This is a genomic window from Pedobacter alpinus (genome assembly GCF_042684645.1).
Lineage (GTDB): Bacteria > Bacteroidota > Bacteroidia > Sphingobacteriales > Sphingobacteriaceae > Pseudopedobacter > Pseudopedobacter alpinus.
This window is the reverse complement of sequence record NZ_JBHULV010000035.1, coordinates 15516-41137: the sequence shown is the minus strand read 5'-3', so window position 1 is coordinate 41137 and position 25622 is coordinate 15516. Positions and strand designations below refer to the sequence as shown.

Below are 25622 nucleotides of genomic sequence, written 5' to 3'. Positions count from 1 at the left end.
TTATTTAATAAATGGATTGTATTTAATACCAATATTCCCCCACGAAGAAAAATATTTATGATCACTAGGTCTTCCGTCTCCAAAAAGAAGAATATTTTGAGCATTATTAATATTACTAATACTCATTACCACGGTTAACTTCTTATTGATTCTTTGTGATGCTGAAAAGTCTAATTGTGTTCTTCTTTTCTCTAAAACATCATTTGCTTCAGTATCCGCCAACTCTTCGGTATAAGTATCAAAGAAATTTAAAGATAAACGGCCTGAAAAACCATATTTTTCGTAAGATAGAGAAGCATTACCCACTTTAGGTCTCATTGCTGGTAAACGAACAGTTCTTTCGCTCACTAAACCTGGCACTTTAAATTTTGATTGTATTTGGGTGTAATTTCCATAAATACCAAATCCATTTAAAAAACCCGGCAAAAAAGTTAGCTGTTGTTGCCATGCTATTTCATATCCATAAACCTGAGCATTTGCACCATTAACCGTTTGGGTAACTTGATATTGATCAAATTGACCTCCTTTTTGTAGGTATATGCTTTCGTAGATATAATCACTTACATCTTTGTAAAATACACCACCAGAAATTAACCCAAGAGATTTTAAATAATGCTCAAAAAGAAAATCAACATTGGTAGAGGTAGCTTGATTTAAGTTAGGATTTCCAATTTTCATCCTTTTTCTTCTGGTTTCTACTTCTTGCCAAGGAACTAAATCATAATAACCCGGACGAGATAATGACCTAGTAACAGCTGCCCTAAGATTGGTTTGCTTATCTAAGGCATATTTTAAATTTAAACTAGGAAAAAGTCCATCAAATGAAGATTTTGAATCTACTTTAACAGTACTAACATAAGCTCCTCTATCATCAAAAGAAACTATATTACCATTGTAATTAAATCCTGTTCTCTCGTACCTTAAACCTGTTGTAATATCTAGCTTATTTAAAGTTAGTTTACCCATAATATAGCCAGCAGCCAAATTTTCTTTACCTGTGTAAGAGTCGGGATCAGTATTTTGGCGGGTAAAGGTTTCATTACCTTGAAATAAATCTTGATTAGCTCTATAATAATCTTCCACTAGATAACCGTTTGGAATTGCTCCAGAGAGATTGTAGTTTCCATCAAAATAATCATCTCTTGAATAATCAGATAAAAAGTTACTGAGACTTAATGTGCCAGTTTTTAATGTATATTGAAAATAATCTCTGGTATGATCGTCTTCTTTATACCTGTACCTGCCACCAAATTTAAAAAGCAAACTATTTTTAGCCCCTAAATTAAAAATGCGGTAAATGTTTGCCGAACCCTGTCCATCTTTATCATGTGCATTTTGTAACCTGTTATTATAAGTTCTAGCCGAATAGTTGGCCGGGTTGTTTACATCACTTGCATCGCTAAATGAAAATTGCGGTACACTTGGGTTAGCGGCATCTAAACCTGCCGTTAAATTGCTATAATTAAATACACCATCGTAGTAAGTAGGCTGGTCATATAATCCACTAGAATAAGTTAAATCTATATTGGCCTTCCATTCTTTTAAAACAGTTTTACCACCAACAGAAATACTAAACAAATCTCTGTTGTAATCTCTAGGACTACCACTTGAACCAATTGTTAAGCCAGTGACTGTATTGAGGTTGCTGTAGTTTCCGATGTTATAGTTTTTAGTACCTCTTGTTTGAAGTTCATAAAATTTGTTGTACGACCCTCTGAAAAACAGTTGACTTTTCTCGTTTGGAAAAAAACTAAGTTCTGTTTGTAAACCAATGTTTTCTCTATTTAATTCAGTTCCTTCTAAGCCTAAGTTTGCCAACAAAACTTGATCTACACCGTTAATCTCAAAAGTATCATAATCATAACTTACTCTATCTTCTCCTCTATTGGTATTGCTATAATTTGCACCTAATAAATAACCCCATTTATTAGCTCGTTTACTATAATTAAAGGCGCCATCGAAATTTTGCTTACTTAACAAAAAATTATTCCCAAAAGAGCCCTTCACTTGCAATTGCTCTGAACCAATTTTTGGAGTTTTTGAAATGATATTTACTGAGCCGGCAGTACCATCAGCATCCATATCGGGTGTTAAAGTTTTATTAACTTCAATAGCTTCAACCGTGGTTGATAATATTCCGTTTAAATCAATATCTCTGGAGTTAGTTTGCGTAGATGGCAATCTGTTTCCGTTTAAAGTAACAGAACCTAAACTTTGATCTAAACCTCTAATAATAATGTTACGAGGCAAGCCATAGCTATAATCCATAGCTACACCGGGTACTCTTTGCATAGCTTCCCCAACTGTTGCATCTGGAAATCGTTCAATTTGCTCTTCAGATAAAACATACTTCATATTATCTGCATTTTGCATATTACTTAATGCAACAGCCTCTCCTCTTCTTATACCTGTAATGGTGATACCATCTAAGTTATTACTTGCACCCTCCAACAATAATTCTGAAGTGGTGGTTTTTCCTTCCTCTAAACTCACTACAAATTCTGAGGTTTTATAACCAATATAACTTACCTGAAGTGTTACTTTTGCATCTGTTAAATTAGCAAACACAAAATATCCATTTGCATCTGTGGTAGTTTTAATATTTTTCCCTTTTACAGTAACATTTGCATAAGGAAGTGTCTGTTTATTTGCCTTGTCTTTAACGTAACCCACTAAAACACTAGGCTTAATTATTTTTATAGAATAATCTTTCTTTAACAAAACTTGTTTACCATTTTCAATTAAAGCAAGTTGGTTAATTTGTAGATACGGTGTTAAAATAGCCCTAGCCGTCTTATTTTCGATATTTACAGATACTGTTTTTAATACGTTTTCTTTATTTGTATAAACAAAACTCACCCCTGTTTTTTGCTCAATTTCTCTTAATAACTGGTTAAAAGAAACGTTTTTTACATGGATATTAATTTGTTGATCTAGCCCTTGCTGCCCTTTAACCTCTGAGGCATGTACCAAGCTAAGCAGTAAACTGGAGAAAATGCTGACAATTAAACTGGTACGCATAATAATTTGGGCAAGTTTACTTGCCTTATTAATTTTTTTCATTAATTTGTGATGTTTAAATTCCGATTTAAATTATTTAAATGATAAACAATTGATTCGTAGTCAAATGATTATCTAAGTTTAAAGTCATTTCTGTTACCGCAGAAATGACTTTTTTTTTGTAAATTATTTACATGTACTCCCCCCTTCTAAGAAAATAGTTTTATCAATTTGTTTCGATTGGATATTCATCAATAACTTTAAAGTTTCAAGCACTTTTGTTAATGAGTTATTTTCAAATTTTGCTGTAAGCTTACAGTCTTTAGCAATAAGTTTTTCGGTATTGATTTGAACCCCAAACTTTCTGGATAATGTTTGAAAAACTTCATTAATTGGAGTCTGATCAAAAACTAAAGCTCCTTCAATCCATGAATTAACTTCTTCAACAGCAATGTTTTTCCTTTTAAACAACTTGCTATTTAACTCATACACTAATTTATCCTTGGGCAACAAAAATTGGGTTACTTGTTTTCCGGATAAATGATTTACGCCTACTTTTCCGCTTTGTACCGCAACGGAAATTTCACTATCATTGCGGTATGCCCTAACATTAAAACTAGTACCATAAACGGTGGTTATCAGCTCCCCACTTTTTACAATAAAAGGATGTGATTCATCATGCTTCACTTCAAAATAAGCCTCGCCAATTAAATTGATTACTCGATTATCTGCTAATGTAAACTCACTAGAGAAAGAAACCTCACTTTCTGCATTTAGCCAAATTGTAGAGCTATCAGGTAATATCAGTTTTAAAACCTCGCCCACATTTGCCTTCTTTTTAATTAATTCGGCAGTAGTTTGAGAAGGTTGCTTGGAGTGCTGAAAAACAAAAACTGTACTGAGCATCAATAAACCTATAATTACTGCGGCAATACCGTACCACCATTGTAAGAATTTTTTATTTTTAGGACTTTCTTTTTGGTGAATTAAATATTCTAATCCATTAAAACGCTCTATTTTATCTGCTGGAATTTTTCCAGTTAAATCCCATAAAGCTTTTAAGCTATTAAACTCTTGCTGATGCTTAATATCCTCCTTTAACCAATTATTTAATTTTAATGCCGAAGCATCCGTTTCATTATTGGTTAAACGTTTAATAGCACTTTCCCAAATTTCTTCTTTCATAGTATTTGTTTGTTACTGTAAAGACAAATTAAGGAAGAAGAAATACGGGCTGAGTTCTGTTACTATTTTGTTAATTATTTATCAACTAAATGTTTCGCTTTTGCATGTATAAACTGCATACTTTTCATTAGATGGTCTTCAACTGTTCTTGTAGAAATTTGAAGTAAATCAGCAATTTCAGCATAAGAAAAGCCTTCTAAACGATACATCTTAAACACCAACTGCCTTTTTTTTGGTAGCATATTGATGATTTGTTGAAGGAAAACAAGTTGGTCCGACTCTTCATCATGCCCAATAGGTTCAGCAATCAATTCTGCAACTTGATTTAAATCTGGCTGATTAAGATAGGAAAGAAAATTCTTTTTATTTTTTTTTAAATGATTAAGGGATTGATTTTTTACCGATTTGTAGAGGTAAGCTTTTAAATTATCAGGCTTTGTAGGACTAAACCATAAATTCACAAATAAATCATTTACAACAGTAAAAGCTAATTCGGAGTCTTGTAAAAAATAATCAGCATAGTTTTGCAGGCTTATACTTAATTCTTTGTAAAGAGATTCGAAATATACTAAATCCCAATCACTAACTGCTGTTTCACTTTCGTAGGACTCTTGCACTTTTGAAAAAATTTATTTCCCAATCAAAAGTGCATACACAATATAAATTAAGTGTTAATCGGATGTTATGATTTGGATTAAGCTTAAAATTAAAAGCTATAACCAACCATTTAAATCCTTTTTACCAGCTAACTTGTACCTCAAAGAAAATGCTTGCTGGCTGTCAATAATCCCATCAACAAAGTGGAAACTAAAAGTAAACCCGCCTTGTATATTTTTAAATTGAATAGGATTCCATCCTAAATCTAAACGATTATATTGTTTCGCAGTGTAAAAAGCATCTCCATTAATTAAATAATGTCCTTCTCCGTTATAATAAGTGTTTGCCAAGCTAAAATTCTTATAGCCTGCATATAAATAAGAAATAAACCCAACTGGAGTTCTTAAATTATTTAAACTTCTTACTCTTTCTACAGACATCATAGCGCCTGCGCTAAAGGTTAAAGAATCTAAAAAGGTTTTTTTACCAAAGTCTAAACCCAATTGTAATTGTATAGCTCCGTTATCTTCCAAAAATTGATTTGGCGGTGATATTGCCGATAATGCATTATGATACATATATGCATAATTGCTTGCGTAAAATAATCCTTTTTGGTATTTTCCAGAAAATCCAAATAAAAACGTTTCTCTATCTGTAGCGGTTTGTTTCCCTGTCCAGTCTATCCAAACATTTTGTTTAAAATTATTGGTTTTATACTGGTAAAACATCCCTTCCATGTTGGGTTTAAAATAATTTAGAGTATCTGCAAGCAAAGCTCGTGGATAATCGTCAATTAAATTCAACCGTGGAAAAGCGCCAATAAAGAAATTGTTTTTTTCTTTTTGATATTGATAATAAATAACTGGTGCAATATTATCGGTAAAATTTTTAGAGCCAAATTCTTTTAAAAAATTTGCTCCTACTCTGAAGCGATGTACGCTATCAATCATTAAACCCAATTCTGGCGAAAACCTGGCTCCAAAAATAGTTTGAGATAAGCGATTTGATTTTGCATACTCTCTATTATCAACAAAACCATGAAAATTAATAGCGGTTTCTAATTGCTGAGCTTGAGCTGATTTTTGATCAACTACAATTAGTAATAATAAAATAAATAGGTATTTTTTCAATTTCATCCGATAATGCTTATTCAGTTTAAAAACAAAAACCTCTGAACTATAGAGTACAGAGGTTTTGCTATCTTATAATATCTAAATTATATACCTAATAGTAACCTTGCAGGGTCTTCTAAAAGTTGTTTTACTTTTACTAAGAAACCAACAGACTCTTTACCATCAATTACTCTATGGTCATAAGAAAGGGCAACGTACATAATTGGACGTATAACCACTTGTCCGTTTTCTGCAACTGGGCGTTCAACAATATTATGCATTCCTAAAATTGCAGATTGTGGTGCGTTAATAATTGGAGTAGAAAGCATCGACCCGAAAATACCCCCGTTAGTAATGGTAAAGTTTCCACCTGTCATTTCCTCAATTCCCAATTTCCCATCTCTGGCTTTTAACGCCAATCTTATCACCTCTTTCTCAATTTCTGCCATCGTCATGCTTTCTGCATTTCTGATAACAGGCACAACTAATCCTTTTGGTGCTGATACCGCAATTGAAACATCAGCAAAATTACTATAAACCAGTTCTTCACCTTCAATTCTTGCACCAACCGCTGGGAAATCTTTTAAAGCTTCTGTTACCGCTTTTGTAAAGAAAGACATGAAACCTAAACCAACACCATGTTTTTCTTTAAAAGAATCTTTATATTTTTTTCTTAGCTCCATAATTGGCGCCATGTTTACTTCATTAAAAGTAGTTAACATAGCGGTTTCATTTTTAACAGAAACTAAACGACGAGAAATGGTTTTTCTTAAAGAAGACATTTTCTCTCTGCGCTCATCTCTTGCACCAGAAACAGATGGTGCAGCTGGAGCACTAGCTTTTGCAGGTGCACTTTCCACTTTTGCTTTCGGAGCTTCAGCTTTTTGAGCATTCATTGCATCTTCTTTGGTAATTCTACCATCCACACCAGTGCTTTTAACATCTTTAGGATCAATTCCTTTTTCTGCTAAAATTTTAGCAGCAGCAGGAGACGGAGATTTATCAGCATAAGAAGCACCACCCGAAACTTTAGCTTCAGTAGTTGAGCTTTCAGCCTTTGGCTTTGAGCCTTCAGCTTTCACGCCACCAGTAATTGTAGCTACAGTAGCACCAATTTCTAAAGTATCACCTTCTTTAGCAACAGTATTTAAAATACCAGCAACTTCAGCAGGCAATTCAAAAGTAGCTTTATCAGATTCTAACTCGGCAATAACTTCATCTAAAGCAACGCTATCACCATTTTGTTTCAACCATTTTGTAAGTGTAACCTCTGTTATAGATTCACCTACTGAAGGAACTTTAATGGTAGTTTCTTTAACTTCAGATTTTTCTTCAGAAGATGGTTTTTTTTCTTCTACAGTTTCTTCTTTGTTTTCAGCTTTAGGCTTTTCGTTTTCTACATTACTACCATCTTCAATTTTACAAACTAACTGTCCAATTTCAAGTGTATCACCTTCTTGTGCAACTAATTTCAACGTTCCAGGCTTTTCTGCAGTTAGTTCAAAAGTAGCTTTATCAGATTCTAGCTCGGCTATAACCTCGTCCATTTCAACATGGTCGCCATCTTGTTTTATCCATTTAGAAAGGATAACTTCTGTAATAGATTCGCCTACTGCGGGTACTTTAATTTCTAAGCTCATGAATATTGCTTTATTTTTTTAACCTTAATCAAATTTTTTAGCCTCGGCCGTTGTTTCTTTAATCAACTCCTTGGCTTCCTCCACATTTTTTAGCTCGAAAGCTTTAGCAATTATAGCAGTTTGTTCTGCAATATGTTGCTTAGCAAAACCTGTTGCTGGGCTACTTGCTGGTTTTCTAGAAATAACTTCAAAATTAAAGTCTGATTTCCTGAAAATACGTGAAATAAACGGCCAAGGCCCCATGTTTTCTGGTTCTTCTTGCACCCAAATAAACTCAGCTTTTTTATATTTAGCTTTTATTTTATCTAATTGTTTGTACGGTGTAGGGTACATTTGCTCTAACCTTACAATGGCAACATCTACACGTTTATCAGTCTGTTGTTGTTCTAATAAATCGTAATAAACTTTACCCGAGCAAATTAAAACTCTTTTCACTTTCGCTGGTTTCGCTTCAGCATCATCAATTACTTCTTGAAACTTTCCATCTGTAAAATCTACCAATGGCGATACGCATTTAGGAGATCTCAATAAACTTTTTGGAGAGAAATTAATTAAAGGCTTGCGAATTTTACGAGCCAATTGGCGACGTAAAGCGTGGAAAAACTGTGCTGGTGTAGTACAATTAACTACTTGCATGTTGTATTCGGCACAAAGTTCTAAGAAACGTTCAATCCTTGATGATGAATGTTCTGGACCTTGCCCCTCATAACCGTGTGGCAATAACATCACTAAACCATTTGCTCTCTGCCATTTAGTTTCGGCAGATGAAATATATTGGTCGATAATAATTTGTGCGCCGTTAAAGAAATCTCCAAACTGAGCTTCCCAAATGGTTAAAGCATTAGGGTTTGCCATTGCATATCCATACTCAAAACCTAAAACACCATATTCTGATAAATGCGAATTGTAAATTTCAAATTTAGCTTGGTTTGCACTAACATGTTCTAAAGGAGTGTATTCTTCTTCAGAATCTTCCATTTTAACCACAGCATGACGATGAGAGAATGTTCCACGTTCAACATCTTGTCCGCTTATTCTTACCCTTTTATTCTCGTTCACTAAACTGCCATAAGCCATTAACTCGCCCATTGCCCAATCAAACACATGGGTTTCGGTTGCCATTTTTAAGCGCTCTTTAAATAACCTATCAATTTTTGATAAGAATTTTTTATCTTCTGGTAGCTGAGAAATACTTGCTGCAATTTTCAGCAAAGTATCTTTATCAATTCCTGTTTCTGGCGACTGATCAAAATCTTCTGGTTTAGAAAATCCAAGCTCTTTCCAAGCGCCAGAAAATGCTGGATTAACAGGCGCACCTTTATCTTCTTTAGATTCGTTTAAACGCTCTTGCAAAAGGTCTTTAAATTCCTTTTCCATTTGCTTAGCTAAGCTGCTATCTACCGCACCAGAAGAAAGTAGTTTTTCAACATAAATTTCTCTTGGGTTTGGGTGTTTTTCAATAGTTTTATATAATAATGGCTGTGTAAAACGTGGCTCATCAGATTCGTTATGGCCATATCTACGGTAACATAAAATGTCTATAAAAACATCGTTGTGGAAACGCTGACGGTATTCCATAGCCATATTAATGGCGTAAACAACAGCTTCTACATCGTCGCCGTTTACATGAAATACTGGAGAAAGTGTAACTTTTGCAATATCTGTACAGTAAGTTGATGAACGAGCATCTTTATAATTGGTAGTAAAACCAACTTGGTTGTTAATTACTAGGTGGATGGTTCCTCCAGTGGTGTAAGCATCTAATTTAGCCATTTGCAATACCTCATAAACCAAACCTTGACCGGCTACAGAAGCATCACCATGTAATAAAATTGGTGCTATTTTTTTATAATCACTGTTATATTTTAAATCCATTTTAGAACGTGTAATGCCTTCTACAACGGCAGCTACTGTTTCTAAATGCGATGGATTTGGGCAAAGACTTAAATGAACTTTTTTATTTGAAGAGGTTACCACATCAGAAGAAAAACCTAAATGGTATTTAACATCACCACCAAAAGGAAGGTCTTTGTTATATTTTCCTTCAAACTCAGAAAAAACATCTTTATAGGTTTTGCCCATAATATTGGTTAAAACGTTTAACCTACCACGGTGTGCCATTCCTATTACATATTCTTCAATTCCTAAGTCTGCACCTTTTTCAATTACAGAATCTAATGCTGGTATTAAAGCCTCTGCACCTTCTAAAGAAAATCTTTTTTGACCTAAAAACTTTGTTCCTAAAAAGTTTTCAAAAGCAACTGCTTGGTTTAACTTTTTCAGAATCCTTTTTTTAGTTTCTATGTCGAAATTTGGAGTATTGCGAGTTTTCTCCATGCGCTCTTCAAACCATTTTAGTTTGATTGGATTACGCATGTATCTGTATTCAACACCTATAGACTGGCTATAAGTATCTTCTAATAGTTTATGGATGTCTTTTAACTTAGCTGGGCCTAAGCCAACTTCAACACCAGCATTAAAAACGGTTTCTAAATCAGACTGTGCAAGACCAAAGGTTTCTAACTCTTTACCTGGGAAATATTGTCTTCTTTCTCTTACAGGATTAGTTTTGGTAAACAAATGCCCCCTTTGGCGGTAGCCATTAATCATGTTTAAAACATTTATTTCTTTTAAAACATGTTCAGGTGTGCTAGCGCCTGTTGTTTGTCCTGAGATTTCTGAATCAGACTCTTGTCCGAAATCAAAACCTTCAAAAAATTTTTGCCACCCAAAATCTACGGATTGTGGGTCTTCTTTATAAGATTGGTATAAAGAGTCTATATAGGCTGAATCTGCGTTGCTAAGATACGATAAGCTATCCATCAAAAATTAATATGTTGAGTTTGCAAAAGTAAAAAAATAGCTTCGTAAACTACTAATTAAATGGGATTAAATTACATTATAAATATCTGATAGCATTTAAATAATCAACTTATTGGTATTATTTACCGCTAATGATGTTAATAAATGAAAGTATATCTTTTATAATATATGTGAAACCATCCTCAGTAGATTGCAAGCCAACTGCTTGCCCACCAGTAATAAAAAGCGGAACATTGCCAATAGCTTTTTTTATTCGTTCTAAAACAAAATCAGGCTTATCTTCTGATGATGAGGAAGTTAAAACAGTAAACACAAAATCGGGTTGGTAATATTCAACAGTTTCTGATAGCGTTTGGTAAGGTAAATTTTGCCCTAAATACAAACATTGTTGTTCGTGTTTTCTTAAAAGATATTGAGCAAACAACAAACCTAATTCATGTTGCTCATTAGGTGGTAAAAAAAGTACGTATTTTTTTGAACTTGGTTTTGTTTTAAATGGTATTTTGTAGGTGGCCTCAATTATTTTTTGCTCTATTTTATGAGTAGCAAAATGCTCGTGGGCAGGGTTTATGCTACCAATTTGCCACATTACACCCACTTTACGCATAAATGGAAAAATTACTTCTTGCATTGATTTTTCTAAGCCTATATCATTTATAGAAGTATTTATAATCTCTTCAAATTCGGTTTCATTTAATTTAACCATTGCATTAGACAGCATTTGAATTTGTATATGACTATCGTGATGGTTTGATTGTAATTCTTTAACCAAAGAAATAATTTCTTCGGAACTCATTTTAGATATTTTACTTATTTTGTATCCATTATCATTAAGGGTGGCAATATTTAAGAATGTACATAAATCATCATCACTATAATACCTAATATTCGTTTCTGATCTTTTAGGGGTAAAAAAATTATAGCGCTGCTCCCAAACCCTAATGGTATGTGCTTTAATACCTGTTAAACTTTCAATATCACTTATAGAAAAACGTTTCAAACCTCTTAATTTTATTTAATAATATTATCTTAACAAATTTACAACTGCTTTGTTTAATTTAGAAACATTATAATTTGTTGATATTGTTTAAATAAAAATTTGCTAGCTTTTTTATAGCCTCTTTTTCTGGGGCTTCCATTTTTTTTATGAGTTGATACATCATCCCTATTCTTGGATTTTTAGCTAAAAGATGTTCATTTTCTATGTAGAAATTCCAATATAAACTATTAAGCGGACAAGAATTATCGCCATATCTTAAGTCTTTTTTGTAAGAACAACCTTCGCAATAGTTACTCATTTTATTGATGTAGTTAGCAGAAGCTACATAAGGTTTAGAACCTACAATTCCACCATCTGCAAACTGGCTCATGCCATGAGTGTTGGTAATTTGCACCCATTCCATTGCATCTATATAAACTCCCAAATACCACTCATCAACTTCCGTAGGGTTAATGCCTGCCAATAGTGTAAAATTACCGATAACCATTAAGCGTTGAATATGGTGTGCATAAGCATTGTTTAAAGAATTATTGATGCAATGATTTAAACAATTCATTTTTACTTTACCATCCCAAAACCATGTTGGCAATGCTGCTTTATAATTAAAGAAATTTGTATCGGCAAAGCTTGGCATTTCTGCCCAATAAATTCCACGCATATACTCTCGCCAGCCTATTACTTGCCTAATAAAACCTTCTACATTTGCTATATCAATTGTGTTTTCTGATTGCTTATAGGTTTTTAAAACTTCGGTAACGACTTCTTTTGGTGATATTAGTTTGATATTTAGCGCAAAAGACAAACAAGAATGGAAAAGAGTATGATGTTCTTTTAGCATGGCATCTTCATACTTGCCGAAGTTGGGCAGCAATTCTTTACAAAAATAAGTTAATACTTTTAATGCTTCTCCTCTTGTGGTTGGGTGTCCAAATGCCTTTTCGTTAATAGTTCCGAAATATTTTATACCATTATCATTTAACAATTTCACTATTTCAGAAACGTCCTTTTTAAAAGTTAAAGGAAATTTCAGAGGGGCTTTACCATCGTATTTTTTCCTGTTTTCATGGTCAAAATTCCATTTTTCTCCAATAGGCTTTAAATCTTCATCAACTAATATTTTATGTTTTTTACGCATATCTCGGTAAAAATTTTCCATTAAATATTGCCTTTTACCGCTAAAAAACGCTAAAACATCTTCACGTTTTGTAAAAAAATGCTCGGTATCAAAACTTTTAGTTGCTATTTCTAAATTTTCACAAATTTCTTTTAATTGTACATCCAACCTATATTCATCAGGTAATTGGTATTCAAATTTTTGGATTTTTAATTTTTTAATAAGCTGCTTAATATTAGCTTCAAAAGATTGTTTGTTGTATAAATCATCTAATTTTAGATAAACAACTTGATGCCCTAATTCATTCAAATTATCAGCAAAACTTCGCATTGCGATAAAAAAACCAACAATTTTTTGAATGTGGTGTTTTACATATTCTTGCTCTTGGTTAACCTCCACCATTAAATAAGTGATGTTAGCATTGTTTTCTTTAAACCAAGAATGATTGATGTTTAATTGATCGCCAAGAATTAAACGTAAAGTTTTGCTCATAACTGCTAAACAAACAATGGGGTATTGTGTTTTTGCAAGAAATATTTTTTATTAAAGAGTACATTAAAAAAACAACAACTCATAAATTAAGAAAGCCACAAATCAACATATTCTCCTTTTGGGTCGTAATCTGCAGCTTGTTTTTCAATATTAAAATAACGGTTTTCTCTTGGGTCGTTACCTACGCCGGCAACATAAGCCCAATTTCCCCAGTTACTTGCAGGACTGTAATCTATTAATTTCTCTTCAAAATAAGCTGCACCTAAAGTCCAGTTTACATGTAAATCTTTAACTAAATAAGATGCTACATTTTGCCTACCTCTGTTACTCATAAAACCAGTAAGGTTTAATTCTTTCATGTTGGCATCAATAAATGGAACTCCAGTTTCGGCATTTTTCCATTTCTCAAAAAGTTCTTCTTGGTTTGGAGCCAGTTCTTGTGTTACACCTTTAAAACCCGATTCCATAAAATAACTGGTTCCTCGTTTTTTAAACATAAACCTGAAGTAATCTCTCCAAAGTAGCTCAAAAATTAACCAATAGGTAGAATCATTTGCGCCCTTTTCTTTTTCAAATTTTTTAATTTCCCAATAAATTTCTCTTGGCGATAAGCAGCCGGCAGCCAACCAAGGGGAAAATTTACTGCTATAATCACCTCCAATTAAACCATTTCTGGTTTTTTTATAGGTAAGCAGTAAATTAGTATCCCACAAATAATATTTCAGTCTTTTCAGTCCTTCAGTTTCGCCTCCTTTAAAATCACAAACCATGCGAACATCCTTCTCAGGCACTTCTAAACCAAGTTCTGATATTGGTGGCACTATACTTTGCTCTAAATTTAACGGAACAGTTATTTGAGTTGGAGTTGCAAAAGATGTGCGTATTTCGCCTTCTCTTTCTACTTTCTTTCTAAAACTGGTAAAAACATCAGGAATATCTTTTATGGGAAATGGTAAATCTTCTTTGTGGTATAAAGTATGACCAATAAAATGCTTTAAATTAATTTGCATTTTCCAAAGTGCATCCTCAACGTTTGATGATATTTCTGTTTCTTCTGATGCAACTTCGCGATGATGATAAACTTCATCTACTTCGTATTTTTTACAAATTTCCGGTAGTAATTCTTCTGGTTTACCGCTAGCAATCAGTAAGTCGCCACCTAAATTTTGGAAAGATTTTTTTAAATCAGCTAAACTTTCTAAAACAAATTGAGCCCTAAAATTACCTGTTTTGTTGGTGTTGTAATTTGTTGTAGTAAAATATCTAGGGTCTAAACAATAAACTGGAACAATAGCAGTCCCTTTTTGCGTAGCCTCTAACAATATTTCATTGTCGTGAATACGTAAATCGTTCCTAAACCATACCAGTATTGTTTTTTTGCTCATTATGCCTTAATTTTAATTAGGAATTGATTTGTTACAATATTGCAGATTATTTAACTTTTTGGCAATATTTACTGCAATATTTTACTTCATTCCAACAATTTTCCCACTTTTTGCGCCAAGTGAATGGCTTTTTACAGCCTAAACATTCTTTCTGAGGCAAATTAATTTTAGCAATGGTTTTACCTTTTTTGTTTTGCACTTATTAAAAATGTTTGTTATACTGTTAATAGAACATATTTGATTTCAATATGTTTAAACTTTTGTTAAAAAACAGGTGTGTATTACAATCAATATACATTTAACAAAATGGCAAGCATATTGTATATTTGTAAACAGGAGGAAAAACATGCCGAAATTAAAAACTTACGATACAGAACTTAAACAAGAAAGAGCAGTTTTAGTTGGTTTAATTACCGCAAACCAAACGGAAGAACAGGAAAAAGAGTATTTAGATGAATTGGCTTTTTTAGTTGACACTGCTGGCGGTATAACAGAAAAACGCTTTACTCAAAAAATGCAAAAGCCAGAAAGGGCAACTTTTGTTGGTACAGGAAAGTTAGAGGAAATAAGAGTTTACGTTAAAGCCGAAGAGATTGACTTAGTAGTTTTTGATGATGAACTAAGCCCAATGCAAATAAGAAACATTGAGGCAGAATTAAAAGTTAAAGTAATAGATAGAAGCAATTTAATTCTTGATATTTTTGCTAAAAGGGCGCAATCTGCACAAGCAAAAACACAAGTAGAATTAGCTCAACTACAATATTTACTACCTCGTTTAACCAGATTATGGACTCACTTAGAACGTCAAAAAGGTGGTATTGGAATGCGTGGGCCAGGTGAAACGCAAATTGAAAGTGATAGAAGGATGATTAAAGAAAAAATCTCTATCCTTAAAGATAAATTGAAGCTGATTGATAAACAAAACGAAACACAACGCAAAAACCGTAATGAATTAGTAAGGGTTGCATTGGTTGGTTATACCAATGTTGGTAAATCAACTATTATGAATATGCTCTCAAAATCTGAGGTTTTTGCAGAAAATAAACTGTTTGCTACTTTAGATACCACAGTTAGAAAAGTTGTTTTAGAAAACGCACCTTTCTTGCTTTCAGATACAGTAGGTTTTATCAGAAAATTACCTCACCATTTGGTAGAATGCTTTAAATCTACTTTAGATGAAGTGCGTGAAGCTGATATTTTAATACACGTAGTCGATATATCGCATCCAAATTTTGAAGACCAAATTTTTACTGTTAACGAAACTTTGAAAGAATTAGGCGCTATTGACAAGGAGATGATTACTGTTTTTAATAAAATAGATAATTACCAAGAAGTTGAAGTTGAGCAAGATTGGGAAGTTGAAAACGAAGAAAAAGCTAAAATGACTTTAGCAGATTTTAAAAACAGTTGGATGGCAAAACACAACAGCCCAGCTATATTTATATCAGCTACAGAAAAAGAAAATGTTGATGAATTTAGAGAACGTATTTACGAAAGTGTGAAAGCCGTTAATCAGAAAATTTATCCTTTTAATAATTTTTTATACTAGAAATTAGCCGCAAGAAAGAGTATCAAGTAATAAAACCTAAACGTTGTTTAAGTTTTCCTGATACTTGATACTTGATACTCAATACTCAATACTCAATACTCAATACTCAATACTCAATACTAAAACCTTATACTTTAAAACAATGGAATCAAAAAGACAGCAAAAATTTTCGAGAGTGATACAGAAGGATTTAGGAGAGCTTTTTCAGAGAGATGGAAATACGTTTTTGCCTAATGCTATGATAACTGTAACCAAAGTAAGGGCAACACCAGATTTAGGAATTGTAAGGGTTTATTTAAGTTTTTTTAATGCTCCTAACCCTGATGAAGCTATAGGAACCATAAGGTCACACACATCTGAAATTAGATACAATTTAGGTAAACGCATAAAAGATAATGTTAGGGGCATTCCTCAATTAGAGTTTTTTTTAGATGACACCAATGAGTATGTGGACAGGATAGATAAAATTTTTACTCGCATTCAAAAAGACGACGAAACTAAAACTGAATAAATGAGCATAACAAATGCCTCAATTATTAATAAGCTTTTGATAAAACACAATCATACTTTTGCATCAATTGTTGATTTTGATAAAAAGTATGAAAGTGTTTTAAATTTAGATTTTACTGCTCAAAATACATCGCTTACAGCCGAAATAATTAATAATACCCACCTTTTTTGCGAATATATAAATGCCGCTCTTCTTGCAAATAATGCAAAGTTTGGAGTTGGTGGTTATTTAGAGCATCGTACGGTTTATGCCCGGAGTAAACACTTTGATGGTGAAGAAGGAGAACCCAGACGACTACATTTAGGTGTTGATATTTGGGGCAATGCTTTAACACCTGTGTATTCTTTTATGGATGCTAAAATACACAGCTTTGCAAATAATAACAATTTTGGAGATTATGGAGCTACTATAATCTTAGAACATGAGTTAGATGAGTATAAATTTTACAGCTTATACGGGCATTTAAGCTTACAAAGTTTAGCAGGTTTAAACAAAGGCAAAGAAATAAAAAAAGGAACTCATTTCTGCGATTTTGGCGTTCCAGATGAAAACGGACATTGGCCTCCGCATCTCCATTTTCAATTAATGACAACAATGGATGGGAAACAAGGCGATTATCCAGGAGTTGGTAAATTTTCTGAGAAAGAATTGTGGGCTAATAAAATACCAGACGCTAATTTGCTGCTTAGGTTTTAGAAGTTTCTGATGGCTAAATACTCATTTTCTTTATCGGTCATTAAGGTTTTATCTTTTGCACTCTTATCCTTATAACCTAACAAATGGAGTGTGCTATGCACCATCACTCTGTGTAACTCGTCTGCTAAAGAATTTTTAAATAGCTTTGCATTTTCTCTAACTCTATCAACACTTATAAAAACATCCCCAAAAACGTTTTCCTTATTTTCTGAGTTATCAAAAGTGATGGTATCTGTATAGGTATCGTGTTTTAAGTATTCCCTATTTATTTTTAAAAGGTAATCATCAGAACAAAAAATAAAATTTAGTTCTTGTAGTTGAAAATTTTCAGCATTTATAACACTTAAAACCCAATTTTTTAATGCTTTAATTTGTTTGGGTTTATATGTTGTTTGTTCACTAAAAAAAAAAATAGATACGTTACTACTCATTAATATTTAAAATGCAATTCAACCTCATTTCCTTTTGTATTAAAAATACATTGATCAGCTAGTCTTTTCATAATATAAACACCACGACCAGTCAATTTTTCTAAGTTTTCTAAATCTGTAGGGTCTGGTATCTGCGTAAAATCAAATCCATCTCCTTCATCCGCTATAGTAAATACCAAGCGCTTATTTAAAATAACTTCTAAATTAACATACACTTTTTTAGTAGGATCTTGCTTATTACCATGGTAAATGGCATTTGTAATAGCTTCGTTTAAGCAAGTCATTAAGTTTGCATAAACGTCTTCGCCAATTTCTAGCTGTGCTACCAAATCATCAACAAAGTTTTCTAAAACTGCAACGCTTTCACTGTTAGAAGGAAGTTGTAAAGAATATAATCCGTTATCCATAATAGTTTCTGTCAAATTGTTCATTTTTGCCCTCCCAAATTTAATTGATTAAAGTACTCACTAATTTTTGATTTATAAAAATAATTCAAATTTGGTGATACTGTCTTTATTTGTTGCAGCTCTTTCGCTTTTTGTTTTTGATACTCTTCCAAAATTAAGTTATAATTTGGATAAAACTCCTTAGCTGCTTTACTTTCTCTTTTATTGTCTTGTTCTCGCTCTCGTTCTGCTTTATCAGCTTCAAGCATTCTTGTTTGTATTTCTTGCTGCCTATTTATTGCTTCCTGAGTGATACGTCTGTTTACGAGTTCCGTTTCAGTTTGTTCCATTTGTTTAATTATTTTTTCCAAATTACCCAAACCACCCGTACCATCTTTGTTTAAAGTATTGTTAACTTCTTGTAAAGCTTGCCTTATCATTTGCTGTTGTTGCGCCATTTTAGCCAAACTTTCAGAAAACTCTTTAGACCCTTTTTGCCCTGGCATTATGCCTTGTTGTTGCATTTGGTCTTTTGCCTTTTGCATATTTTTATTTAATTGCTGCTGCATTTCTGTAAGTTCTGATAAACCTGGCTTAGGTTTACCTCCTTTACCTCCAGGTTTTGCATTCTTCATCGCATTTTGCAACTGTTGTAATGCCTCACTCAACATTAAAGCCAAATTATTTATAGAAGTTAACGCATACTGCTGGCTTCTATTGGCTTCAGCAATTTTTAATTCTGTAATTTGTTCTAATGAACTATTAATCTGTTGATTAATAGTTTGTATTTCTTTATTTACTGTTGATTGTATTTGAGGCACTTTTTTGCTTAAACTGTACAAACTATCTTCAACCATTTTTAAATTATCTTTAATTTCTCTTTGCTTTTGCCCAAGTTTCACAAAACTAGGACTGTCTTGGTTGGTGTTTTTCAAATCTAACAACACTTTTTCTTGGTCAAAAGAAGATTTAAGTAAATTTTTCAAAATCATTCTTAACTCTTGCTCATTTACTTGATTTTCATCTTGCTGCCCACCTTGCTGAGCCTCTTTCATTTTCTTAGCCAAATTCTGCATTTTTTGAGCAGCACTTTTTTGTGATTGAGCTGCCTTTTGCTTTTTGTTATCTTCTAAGCTTTTATCCGCATCATTTAAGTCCTTATCTATATTTTTTTGGTCTTCTTCGGGGTTTTTAAAATCCGTAGGCTTTTCTAATGATTCATTCTTCTGTTCAAGCTCTTTTAAATCTTTTTTAATATCATTAAAATCTTTAGTAAGCTTCTCTTGTTCTTTTTTAAGCTCATCCTTTGGTATGTTAGCATTGTTTTCACCCAACTTCTCCTGTTTTTGTGCTAACTCTTCTAACTGGTCAATAGTGTTATTTAATTTTTGCTCTAAAGCTAATTTCTTGTAAAGTTCTAATATTCGGTCTAGCTCTTTTTGTAAAGATTTATTATCCATTTGCATTTTTTGCAATTGTTCTTGACTTAACTCCTTCTGGTTTTTGTCAACCATTTTTTGCAGGTTTTCTAATAAATCTTTGGTCTTTTTGTCCAAAACATTGTCAAACAAATCTTGAATTTGCTTTTGCTTTTCTAACAACTCTTTGTTTTGATTCTCTAAATCTTTTGATTGCTCTAAGTTTTGTTTTCCTTCTTTTTGTATGTCTTTAATTAGTTTTTCTAAAGCTTTCTGTTCTGTAGTTAACTGCTCTATTTGTTTTTTCTGCTCGTAGCCTAAAGTTTTTTGTTCTATTAAATCTTGATTTAGTTTTTTAGTTTCCCGCTGTATCTTTTCGGCCTTTTTAATAGCTTGTTCCATTTTCTTTTCTATGGCAACAGTTTGCTCTTCAATTTTTTCAACTTGTTCTTTTTTAGAATCAAGCTTATAAACCAACTTAACAGATTTTGTGTGTTTTGAGCCATTTACCCTGTCATTATCTGCAACATCAAAATAATATTGCACCTCTTCACCTGCTTTAATGCCGAGTTCTTTAATTGGCCATAAATACAAAAAATTACTTTTTGTAGCGCCTTTATTAAAGTTTACTGGTAATTTAAAAGCTTTTCCTTCTCTGCTTTTATCCTCAGATTTTAATATCTGATAGTGAAAATTTAAAGCTGTTAAGCCATAATCATCACTGCTATTGCCTATAAAGTATAGCGCATTTGAGTTTGCAGAATCTGCTTTTTGTACCACTTCTATTTTTGGATATTCATCTACAATTACATTTATTTGGTAGCTTAAAGAGTCTTTTGTTAAAGATTCTTGATTGCTTAATATAATATTATATTTACCGCCTTTTAAAATTTTATCCTGTGTAAAAAAACTTTCATTTTTTTGGTTTTTAGCAATTATTAGGTTTTCATTTATTGCCAAAGCAACCTCATTAACAAATTGGGTTTTAAATGTAAACTGCGCAATTGTACCAGCTGGAAGGGTTAAATCTCCAGGGTTTTGGATTATTTCTTTACTTTTAGCCAAATAAGAAGGATATATTAAACTTACTTGATAACTTAATAGTAGAGGTTTCTTTTTTACTTGCACAGCATATTCGTCCGAGTAAAATTCGTTACCTATTAACCTAAAGCTTTTAGTTTGTTGTAAATTTTTAAACTGGTAACTAAAGTTAATGATGTCTTTTTTATCGAGTTTAAATGTATTCACACCATCTTCTATATATAAATCATCAGGTATTTCATTGCCTTCTAATTTAACTTCTAATGTAAAATCATCTCCTTGGTTTGCAATTAAATTTTTGTTGAGTACTTTAAATACAAATGGAGCTTTCTTTTTATAATAAACTTGGTGATTTATTATTCTATCTGTTCCATCTTTTAATATTGATGGAGCTGTAAATGCAATTAAAACCAATATAACAACTGGAACTAAAGCATAACTAATATATTTTTTATTTGCAGCTATATTTACTGCCGCAACAAAAGGAATGGGTTTTAAACTAGCAATTCTTTGATTAATACTTGCTTCAATTAAAGCTTGCTGAGCGGGATTTTCATTTGCTAACTGTTTTAATTGTAAAGTATTCAGCAATTTATCTTTAACATCTGGAAAATGGCTGCCAATAATTGAGGAAGCCTGTTGATGATTGATGATTATCCCTAATTTAAAATACCCTATTAAATGCCTAATAATTAAAAACCAGCATAAAATAACTTGAGATATAATGAAACTATAAAAAAGAATACTTCTTGTAGTAATATTGAAGTAACTATAATATTCAGATACGATAATGAATAAATAGCTCAGCAAAAAAATAGCTGTCCACCAAATTAGCCCACGCACTACTTTGTTTAGGTAGTACTTCCTTATAAAATCATCTATTTTGTGTATTAATTGATTATAAACGGAGCTCATATATAAAGCTTAAACATAAGAAACTGTTTGCTATTGCCCAAACCTATAATTTAAAATAGTTATTTAAACAATTTGAAGAATAGTCTCTAAAAAAGGACACTGTAAATCTGTTAAACTTAGCTCTATCAGGCAATTTATTTGATTGCACTATTATTGCTTAATTCAATAAAATTTTGACTAATTAAATTATAAGCATCATGAAAATTAAATTATTACTTGCCTTTGCAGGAATTGCGTTATTTATGGCATCCTGTTCGGCACCAAGAAAATTAAGAGAAGCTCAAGCAGAAAACGTAAGATTAGACAGTCTTTACAGAGATTTACAAAATCAGTTAATGGCTTGTGAAAACGCAAGTAAAAGCAGTAGTGCTGATTATGAAATGCGTATTAAAAACCTTAATGAACAACTTTCTAATATCAAAACCAACAATAATCAAATGGTTGGTCAGTTAAAAGATCTTTCTGTAATTACAGGAAAACAAGCTGAAAGCATCAATAAATCTTTAGAAAATATTGGCGCTAAAGACAATTACATCATGAATTTACAATCGGCCATAGCTAGAAAAGATTCTTTAAACATGGCTTTGGTTATGAATTTAAAGGGTGCTATTGGTAATATGGATGATAAAGACATCAATATTAAGGTTGATAAAGGTGTTGTTTACATAGATATTTCTGATAAACTTTTATTTAAAAGCGGAAGTTATGATGTTAACGATGGCGCTAAAACAGTTCTAGGTAAAGTTGCCAAAGTATTATTAAACCAACCAGATATTGAGTTTATGGTAGAAGGGCATACAGATAATGTTCCTTATAAATCAAGCGGTGCAATTACAGATAATTGGGACTTAAGTGTTAAAAGAGCAACATCTGTTGTTAGGATTTTACAAAACCAATACAACATACCTGCTGCAAAAATGACTGCTGCTGGTCGTGGTGAATTTGTACCTGTAAGTTCTAATGATAATGCTGATGGAAAAGCTGCTAACAGAAGAACACGAATTGTGATTTTACCACAATTAGATCAGTTCTTTAAATTGTTAGAAACTCCAAAAAAATAATAAATTAAGAAATAACAAATTTAATATAAGGATCAAAACTCAGATTTTGGTCCTTTTTTTTCGTTAAAAATCGCAAAAAAAATGAGCTATCATTACAATAGCTCATTCTTAACTAAACCTAAACAATTTATATGAAACAAATTATGCTTGTTTATATATTCAACAAAGGTAAGTTAGCTTTGTTATGCTAATATTAACACGCTATAAAGTTTAAGGTTATTTCACTAATCTTAGTCCACTATACATCCACCTTAAATGCGGATGAAAAAAATTGCGGTATGTTGGCCTACCATGTGCTGGCGATGTTGCTAATGAAGCACCACGTAATACTTTTTGATTTACCATAAACTTTCCGTTATACTCTCCAATAGCTCCGGGTGCTTTTTCAAAACCTGGGTAAGGCAAGTAAGCACTTTCTGTCCATTCCCATAACTTGCCCCATTCAAAATTGCTAGCAGCAACTTCCCATTCAAATTCTGTAGGCAAACGCATACCCATAAAAGATGCAAAAGCTGCAGCCTCGTAAAAACTTAAATGGCAAACAGGTTCGTCCAAATTAATTGGTTTTAAGCCTGATAATCCATACCTAAACCATTCTCCGTTTTCCAAATGCCAGTACAAAGGAGCTTTAATTTGTTGTTTGTTTACCCAATCCCAAGCTTCTGCATGCCAATATTTAAAATTTTGGTAACCATTAGCCTCAATAAAAGTCAAATAATCTTTATTGGTAACCAAAGAGTTTGAAATTTCAAAATCATTAATGTAAACCTTATGCCTACCTAACTCATTATCGAAACAAAAATCATCACCGTTATAACCAATTTCATAAACACCTGCTTTTATGCAAGAAAATTCATTGTTTAAAACATTTATTTTTAATTCACTTTCTATGTTTTCATCAGCATAAGCAGGAAAAAGCGGATTATGACCCAAAATATACTTTATATCATACCATAATAATTCTTGGTGCTGTTGCTCATGGTTTATACCCAATTGCAGTAAATTGCTTACCTCTTCACTTGGCTCACAGGCTAAAAACTTAACCATCGCCTCGTCAACATAAGCTCTATATTTATAAACGTCCATTACAGTTGGGCGACTCAAATTGCCTCTATCTGTACGTATAACCCTTGCCCCAACGGTTTCATAGTAGCTATTAAAAACATAATTATAATTTGGATCAAAATCTTTATACAAGTTAAAATTAGCTTGTAAAATAAAAGTTTCAAAAAACCAGGTAGTATGCCCTAAATGCCATTTAGGCGGACTTACGTCTTCAATGGGTTGCACAACATAATCCTCTGTTTGTAAAGGCTGACAAATATTTTCTGTAAGTTTTCTTGTGGTAAGGTACTTTTCTAATAAGTTCATTTTATCAAATTTGTTGCTTTATGAGCGTTACCTAATGGTCGGTGTACTTTGTACTTCGCTACGCTTCGGTTTTTTTTATGAAGAAAAATCATAAAAAAGAACAGGCTTTTCCAAAGCCTTAACCGCCCACCTAACGCAACCAATATTAAGCCAAAAAGCCTCATTATTTTAAAATAACAAGGCTCTGAAAATATTTGTGTAAAAAATTATCTTTCTTTCTGAATTAAACAAACGGCATAAGCCACAACGCCTTCTTCTCTGCCTATAAAACCCATAGTTTCATTTGTAGTAGCTTTAATAGATATGTCTTCTTCATCAATATTCATAGCTAAAGCAATATGCTTTTTCATTGCAGGCACATGTGGATTAATTTTTGGAGCTTCCAAACAAAGCATCGCATCTATATTATTAATAGAAAAGCCTTTTTCTTTTAGCATTTTAACGCACTCTTTTAAAAGTATTAAACTACTAATTCCTCGCCACTGCTCATCTGTATTTTTAAAATGATGCCCAATATCTCCTAAATTTGCTGCTCCTAATAAGGCATCACAAATTGCATGAACCAAAACATCAGCATCCGAATGCCCAAATGCACCTTTATGATGATCTAAATGCACTCCGCCTAAAATAAAAGGATGCCCAGCTTTTAACTGATGAACATCAAACCCGAAACCGACTTTAATTTTCATTTATCTTACTACTTTAGAAGCATCAGCAAAATTAAACAACAAAGAAAATCTAAGTGTATTTGCTAAAGGAGATGTTTGCTGGTTGGCTAGTATATAAGAGAAATCTAAGTTTACAATATTATATTTTAAGCCTAAGCCCAATGTTATGTATTGTCTGTTTCCTTTATTAGGGTTTTCATAAAAATAACCGGCTCTAATTGCAAATTGTTGGTTGTACCAATATTCTAAACCAGTTGAAATGCTAACCTCTTGAAGTTCTTCTTTACTACCGCCTGGCGCATCAGAAAACGAACCAAAAATACCTGCTGGCACAGATCTGTTTGGATCTTTACCCGCTATAATTGTTCCATCAATGTCTCTTATTGGGTCTGTAGGCACTAAAAGTTTATTAAGGTCTAAAGAAAAAGAGAAATCGTTATAATCATCTGCATGAATGGTTGATGAACCTCCAATTCTTAAATTTGTTGGTAAAAAATATCTAGGACCGCCATCAGAATAGCTCATTTTAGTGCCTATATTAGAAATATCTAAACCAAAAGAATTGGTGGCTTTTTTTCCAAATAATTCTCCGTCTTTTGTATAAAATGCAGAAACATCAGCAGCAAACGCTGTACCTGGTTGCGTTTGCTGGTCGCTAAATGTTTGCCCTGCGGTTAGGTTAGAATAGATATATCTAATGGCCGTACCTAATGAGAAATTTTCACCAAAAGTACGAGCGTAAGAAACATCAAATGCTAATTCATTTGGATTTGCTTCACCTTGTGCAACTTGGTTAACATCAACAAATTGTATATTTCCTAAAGAAAAATAACGTAGAGATGAACCAAGTACATTTCTATCATCTATACGATAAAACCCGTTTAAGTAAGCTAAATTAATATCAGGCACTAACCTTTGCAACCAAGGACTATATGATAAACCAAAGCCGTAAGGATCTTTAACAAACGCTAATTTAGCCGGATTAAAATGTGTGGCATTAACATCTGGTGAAATAGCACCTCCAACTTCACCCATTGCACCAGATCTTGCATCAGGGTTAATCAATAAAAAAGGAACCGCTGTTGTAATGGTATTCCCTTGTCTTCCGTCTCTCCCATCTGGTGTTGTACCTTGGGCTCTAGCCTTTTGAACGTTTATTCCTACAAACGTAATCGCAACAAAATACAAGTAAAGCTTTATTTTCATATTGTAAAACTAAAATTATTA

General features: G+C 32.6%; 20 protein-coding genes. 4 read left to right on the top strand and 16 right to left on the bottom strand.

What is annotated here, in order from left to right:
* The 10 genes from ACFSSE_RS10765 to ACFSSE_RS10720 all read right to left on the bottom strand — a co-directional run bounded on the left by ACFSSE_RS10765 (position 1) and on the right by ACFSSE_RS10720 (position 14547).
* On the bottom strand, positions 1-3063 hold the full coding sequence (locus tag ACFSSE_RS10765) for a TonB-dependent receptor (protein ID WP_379045264.1): 3063 nt from the start codon (positions 3061-3063) through the stop codon (positions 1-3).
* A 123-nt stretch (positions 3064-3186) separates the two neighbouring features.
* Positions 3187-4185, bottom strand: coding sequence for a FecR family protein (locus ACFSSE_RS10760; RefSeq protein WP_379045267.1), 999 nt, complete (start codon positions 4183-4185; stop codon positions 3187-3189).
* A gap of 74 nt (positions 4186-4259) precedes the next feature.
* Complete coding sequence (locus ACFSSE_RS10755; RefSeq protein WP_379045270.1) at positions 4260-4802, bottom strand: sigma-70 family RNA polymerase sigma factor; 543 nt, start codon at positions 4800-4802, stop codon at positions 4260-4262.
* A 96-nt stretch (positions 4803-4898) separates the two neighbouring features.
* Entirely contained in the window at positions 4899-5918 is a 1020-nt protein-coding gene (locus ACFSSE_RS10750; RefSeq protein WP_379045273.1) for a hypothetical protein, read from the bottom strand.
* 80 nt (positions 5919-5998) lie between these two features.
* Positions 5999-7534, bottom strand: coding sequence for a 2-oxoglutarate dehydrogenase complex dihydrolipoyllysine-residue succinyltransferase (gene odhB, locus ACFSSE_RS10745; RefSeq protein WP_379045275.1), 1536 nt, complete (start codon positions 7532-7534; stop codon positions 5999-6001).
* Between the two features lie 24 nt (positions 7535-7558).
* Entirely contained in the window at positions 7559-10357 is a 2799-nt protein-coding gene (locus tag ACFSSE_RS10740) for a 2-oxoglutarate dehydrogenase E1 component (RefSeq protein ID WP_379045278.1), read from the bottom strand.
* 118 nt (positions 10358-10475) lie between these two features.
* Positions 10476-11357: a MerR family transcriptional regulator gene (locus tag ACFSSE_RS10735; protein WP_379045281.1), complete on the bottom strand. Its 882-nt coding sequence runs from the start codon at positions 11355-11357 to the stop codon at positions 10476-10478.
* 67 nt (positions 11358-11424) lie between these two features.
* The gene (locus tag ACFSSE_RS10730) at positions 11425-12963 is read right to left on the bottom strand and encodes a cryptochrome/photolyase family protein (protein WP_379045283.1); all 1539 of its coding nucleotides are present in this window, start codon (positions 12961-12963) and stop codon (positions 11425-11427) included.
* Positions 12964-13049: 86 nt separating this feature from the next.
* Positions 13050-14348 carry a DASH family cryptochrome gene (locus tag ACFSSE_RS10725; RefSeq protein WP_379045286.1) on the bottom strand — a complete coding sequence of 433 codons (1299 nt, stop codon included), beginning with the start codon at positions 14346-14348 and terminating at the stop codon, positions 13050-13052.
* 46 nt (positions 14349-14394) lie between these two features.
* Entirely contained in the window at positions 14395-14547 is a 153-nt protein-coding gene (locus ACFSSE_RS10720) for a DUF2256 domain-containing protein (RefSeq protein WP_379045289.1), read from the bottom strand.
* Between the two features lie 147 nt (positions 14548-14694).
* On the opposite strand from ACFSSE_RS10720, the gene hflX reads away from it, so the two are divergent.
* From hflX to ACFSSE_RS10705, 3 genes are all read left to right on the top strand, one after another.
* A complete protein-coding gene (gene hflX / locus ACFSSE_RS10715; protein WP_379045292.1) occupies positions 14695-15897 on the top strand; it encodes a GTPase HflX in 1203 nt (400 codons plus the stop codon).
* Between the two features lie 142 nt (positions 15898-16039).
* Positions 16040-16408 carry a 30S ribosome-binding factor RbfA gene (gene rbfA / locus ACFSSE_RS10710; RefSeq protein WP_379045295.1) on the top strand — a complete coding sequence of 123 codons (369 nt, stop codon included), beginning with the start codon at positions 16040-16042 and terminating at the stop codon, positions 16406-16408.
* Positions 16409-17104, top strand: a complete 696-nt coding sequence (locus tag ACFSSE_RS10705; RefSeq protein ID WP_379045298.1) for a peptidoglycan DD-metalloendopeptidase family protein — start codon at positions 16409-16411, stop codon at positions 17102-17104. It begins immediately after the preceding gene.
* Here the strand turns inward: ACFSSE_RS10705 and ybeY are convergent.
* The 3 genes from ybeY to ACFSSE_RS10690 are packed head-to-tail and all read right to left on the bottom strand — an operon-like array spanning position 17101 to position 21295.
* Positions 17101-17535 (bottom strand): rRNA maturation RNase YbeY, encoded by a 435-nt coding sequence (gene ybeY / locus ACFSSE_RS10700; RefSeq protein WP_379045301.1) that lies wholly within the window; start codon positions 17533-17535, stop codon positions 17101-17103. The genes ACFSSE_RS10705 and ybeY overlap by 4 nt on opposite strands.
* Positions 17535-17966 carry an ATP-binding protein gene (locus tag ACFSSE_RS10695; RefSeq protein WP_379045304.1) on the bottom strand — a complete coding sequence of 144 codons (432 nt, stop codon included), beginning with the start codon at positions 17964-17966 and terminating at the stop codon, positions 17535-17537. The genes ybeY and ACFSSE_RS10695 overlap by 1 nt, the downstream gene beginning before the upstream one ends.
* On the bottom strand, positions 17963-21295 hold the full coding sequence (locus ACFSSE_RS10690; RefSeq protein ID WP_379045307.1) for a hypothetical protein: 3333 nt from the start codon (positions 21293-21295) through the stop codon (positions 17963-17965). The genes ACFSSE_RS10695 and ACFSSE_RS10690 overlap by 4 nt, the downstream gene beginning before the upstream one ends.
* Before the next feature lie 197 nt (positions 21296-21492).
* On the opposite strand from ACFSSE_RS10690, the gene ACFSSE_RS10685 reads away from it, so the two are divergent.
* Positions 21493-22356, top strand: a complete 864-nt coding sequence (locus tag ACFSSE_RS10685) for an OmpA/MotB family protein (protein ID WP_379045310.1) — start codon at positions 21493-21495, stop codon at positions 22354-22356.
* Positions 22357-22572: 216 nt separating this feature from the next.
* Here the strand turns inward: ACFSSE_RS10685 and egtB are convergent, their stop codons facing one another.
* The 3 genes from egtB to porV form a co-directional block, all read right to left on the bottom strand.
* On the bottom strand, positions 22573-23727 hold the full coding sequence (gene egtB, locus ACFSSE_RS10680) for an ergothioneine biosynthesis protein EgtB (RefSeq protein ID WP_379045313.1): 1155 nt from the start codon (positions 23725-23727) through the stop codon (positions 22573-22575).
* A gap of 206 nt (positions 23728-23933) precedes the next feature.
* Complete coding sequence (gene ispF, locus ACFSSE_RS10675; protein WP_379045316.1) at positions 23934-24416, bottom strand: 2-C-methyl-D-erythritol 2,4-cyclodiphosphate synthase; 483 nt, start codon at positions 24414-24416, stop codon at positions 23934-23936.
* Positions 24417-25601, bottom strand: coding sequence for a type IX secretion system outer membrane channel protein PorV (gene porV, locus ACFSSE_RS10670; protein ID WP_379045319.1), 1185 nt, complete (start codon positions 25599-25601; stop codon positions 24417-24419).
* Positions 25602-25622 lie beyond the last annotated feature (21 nt).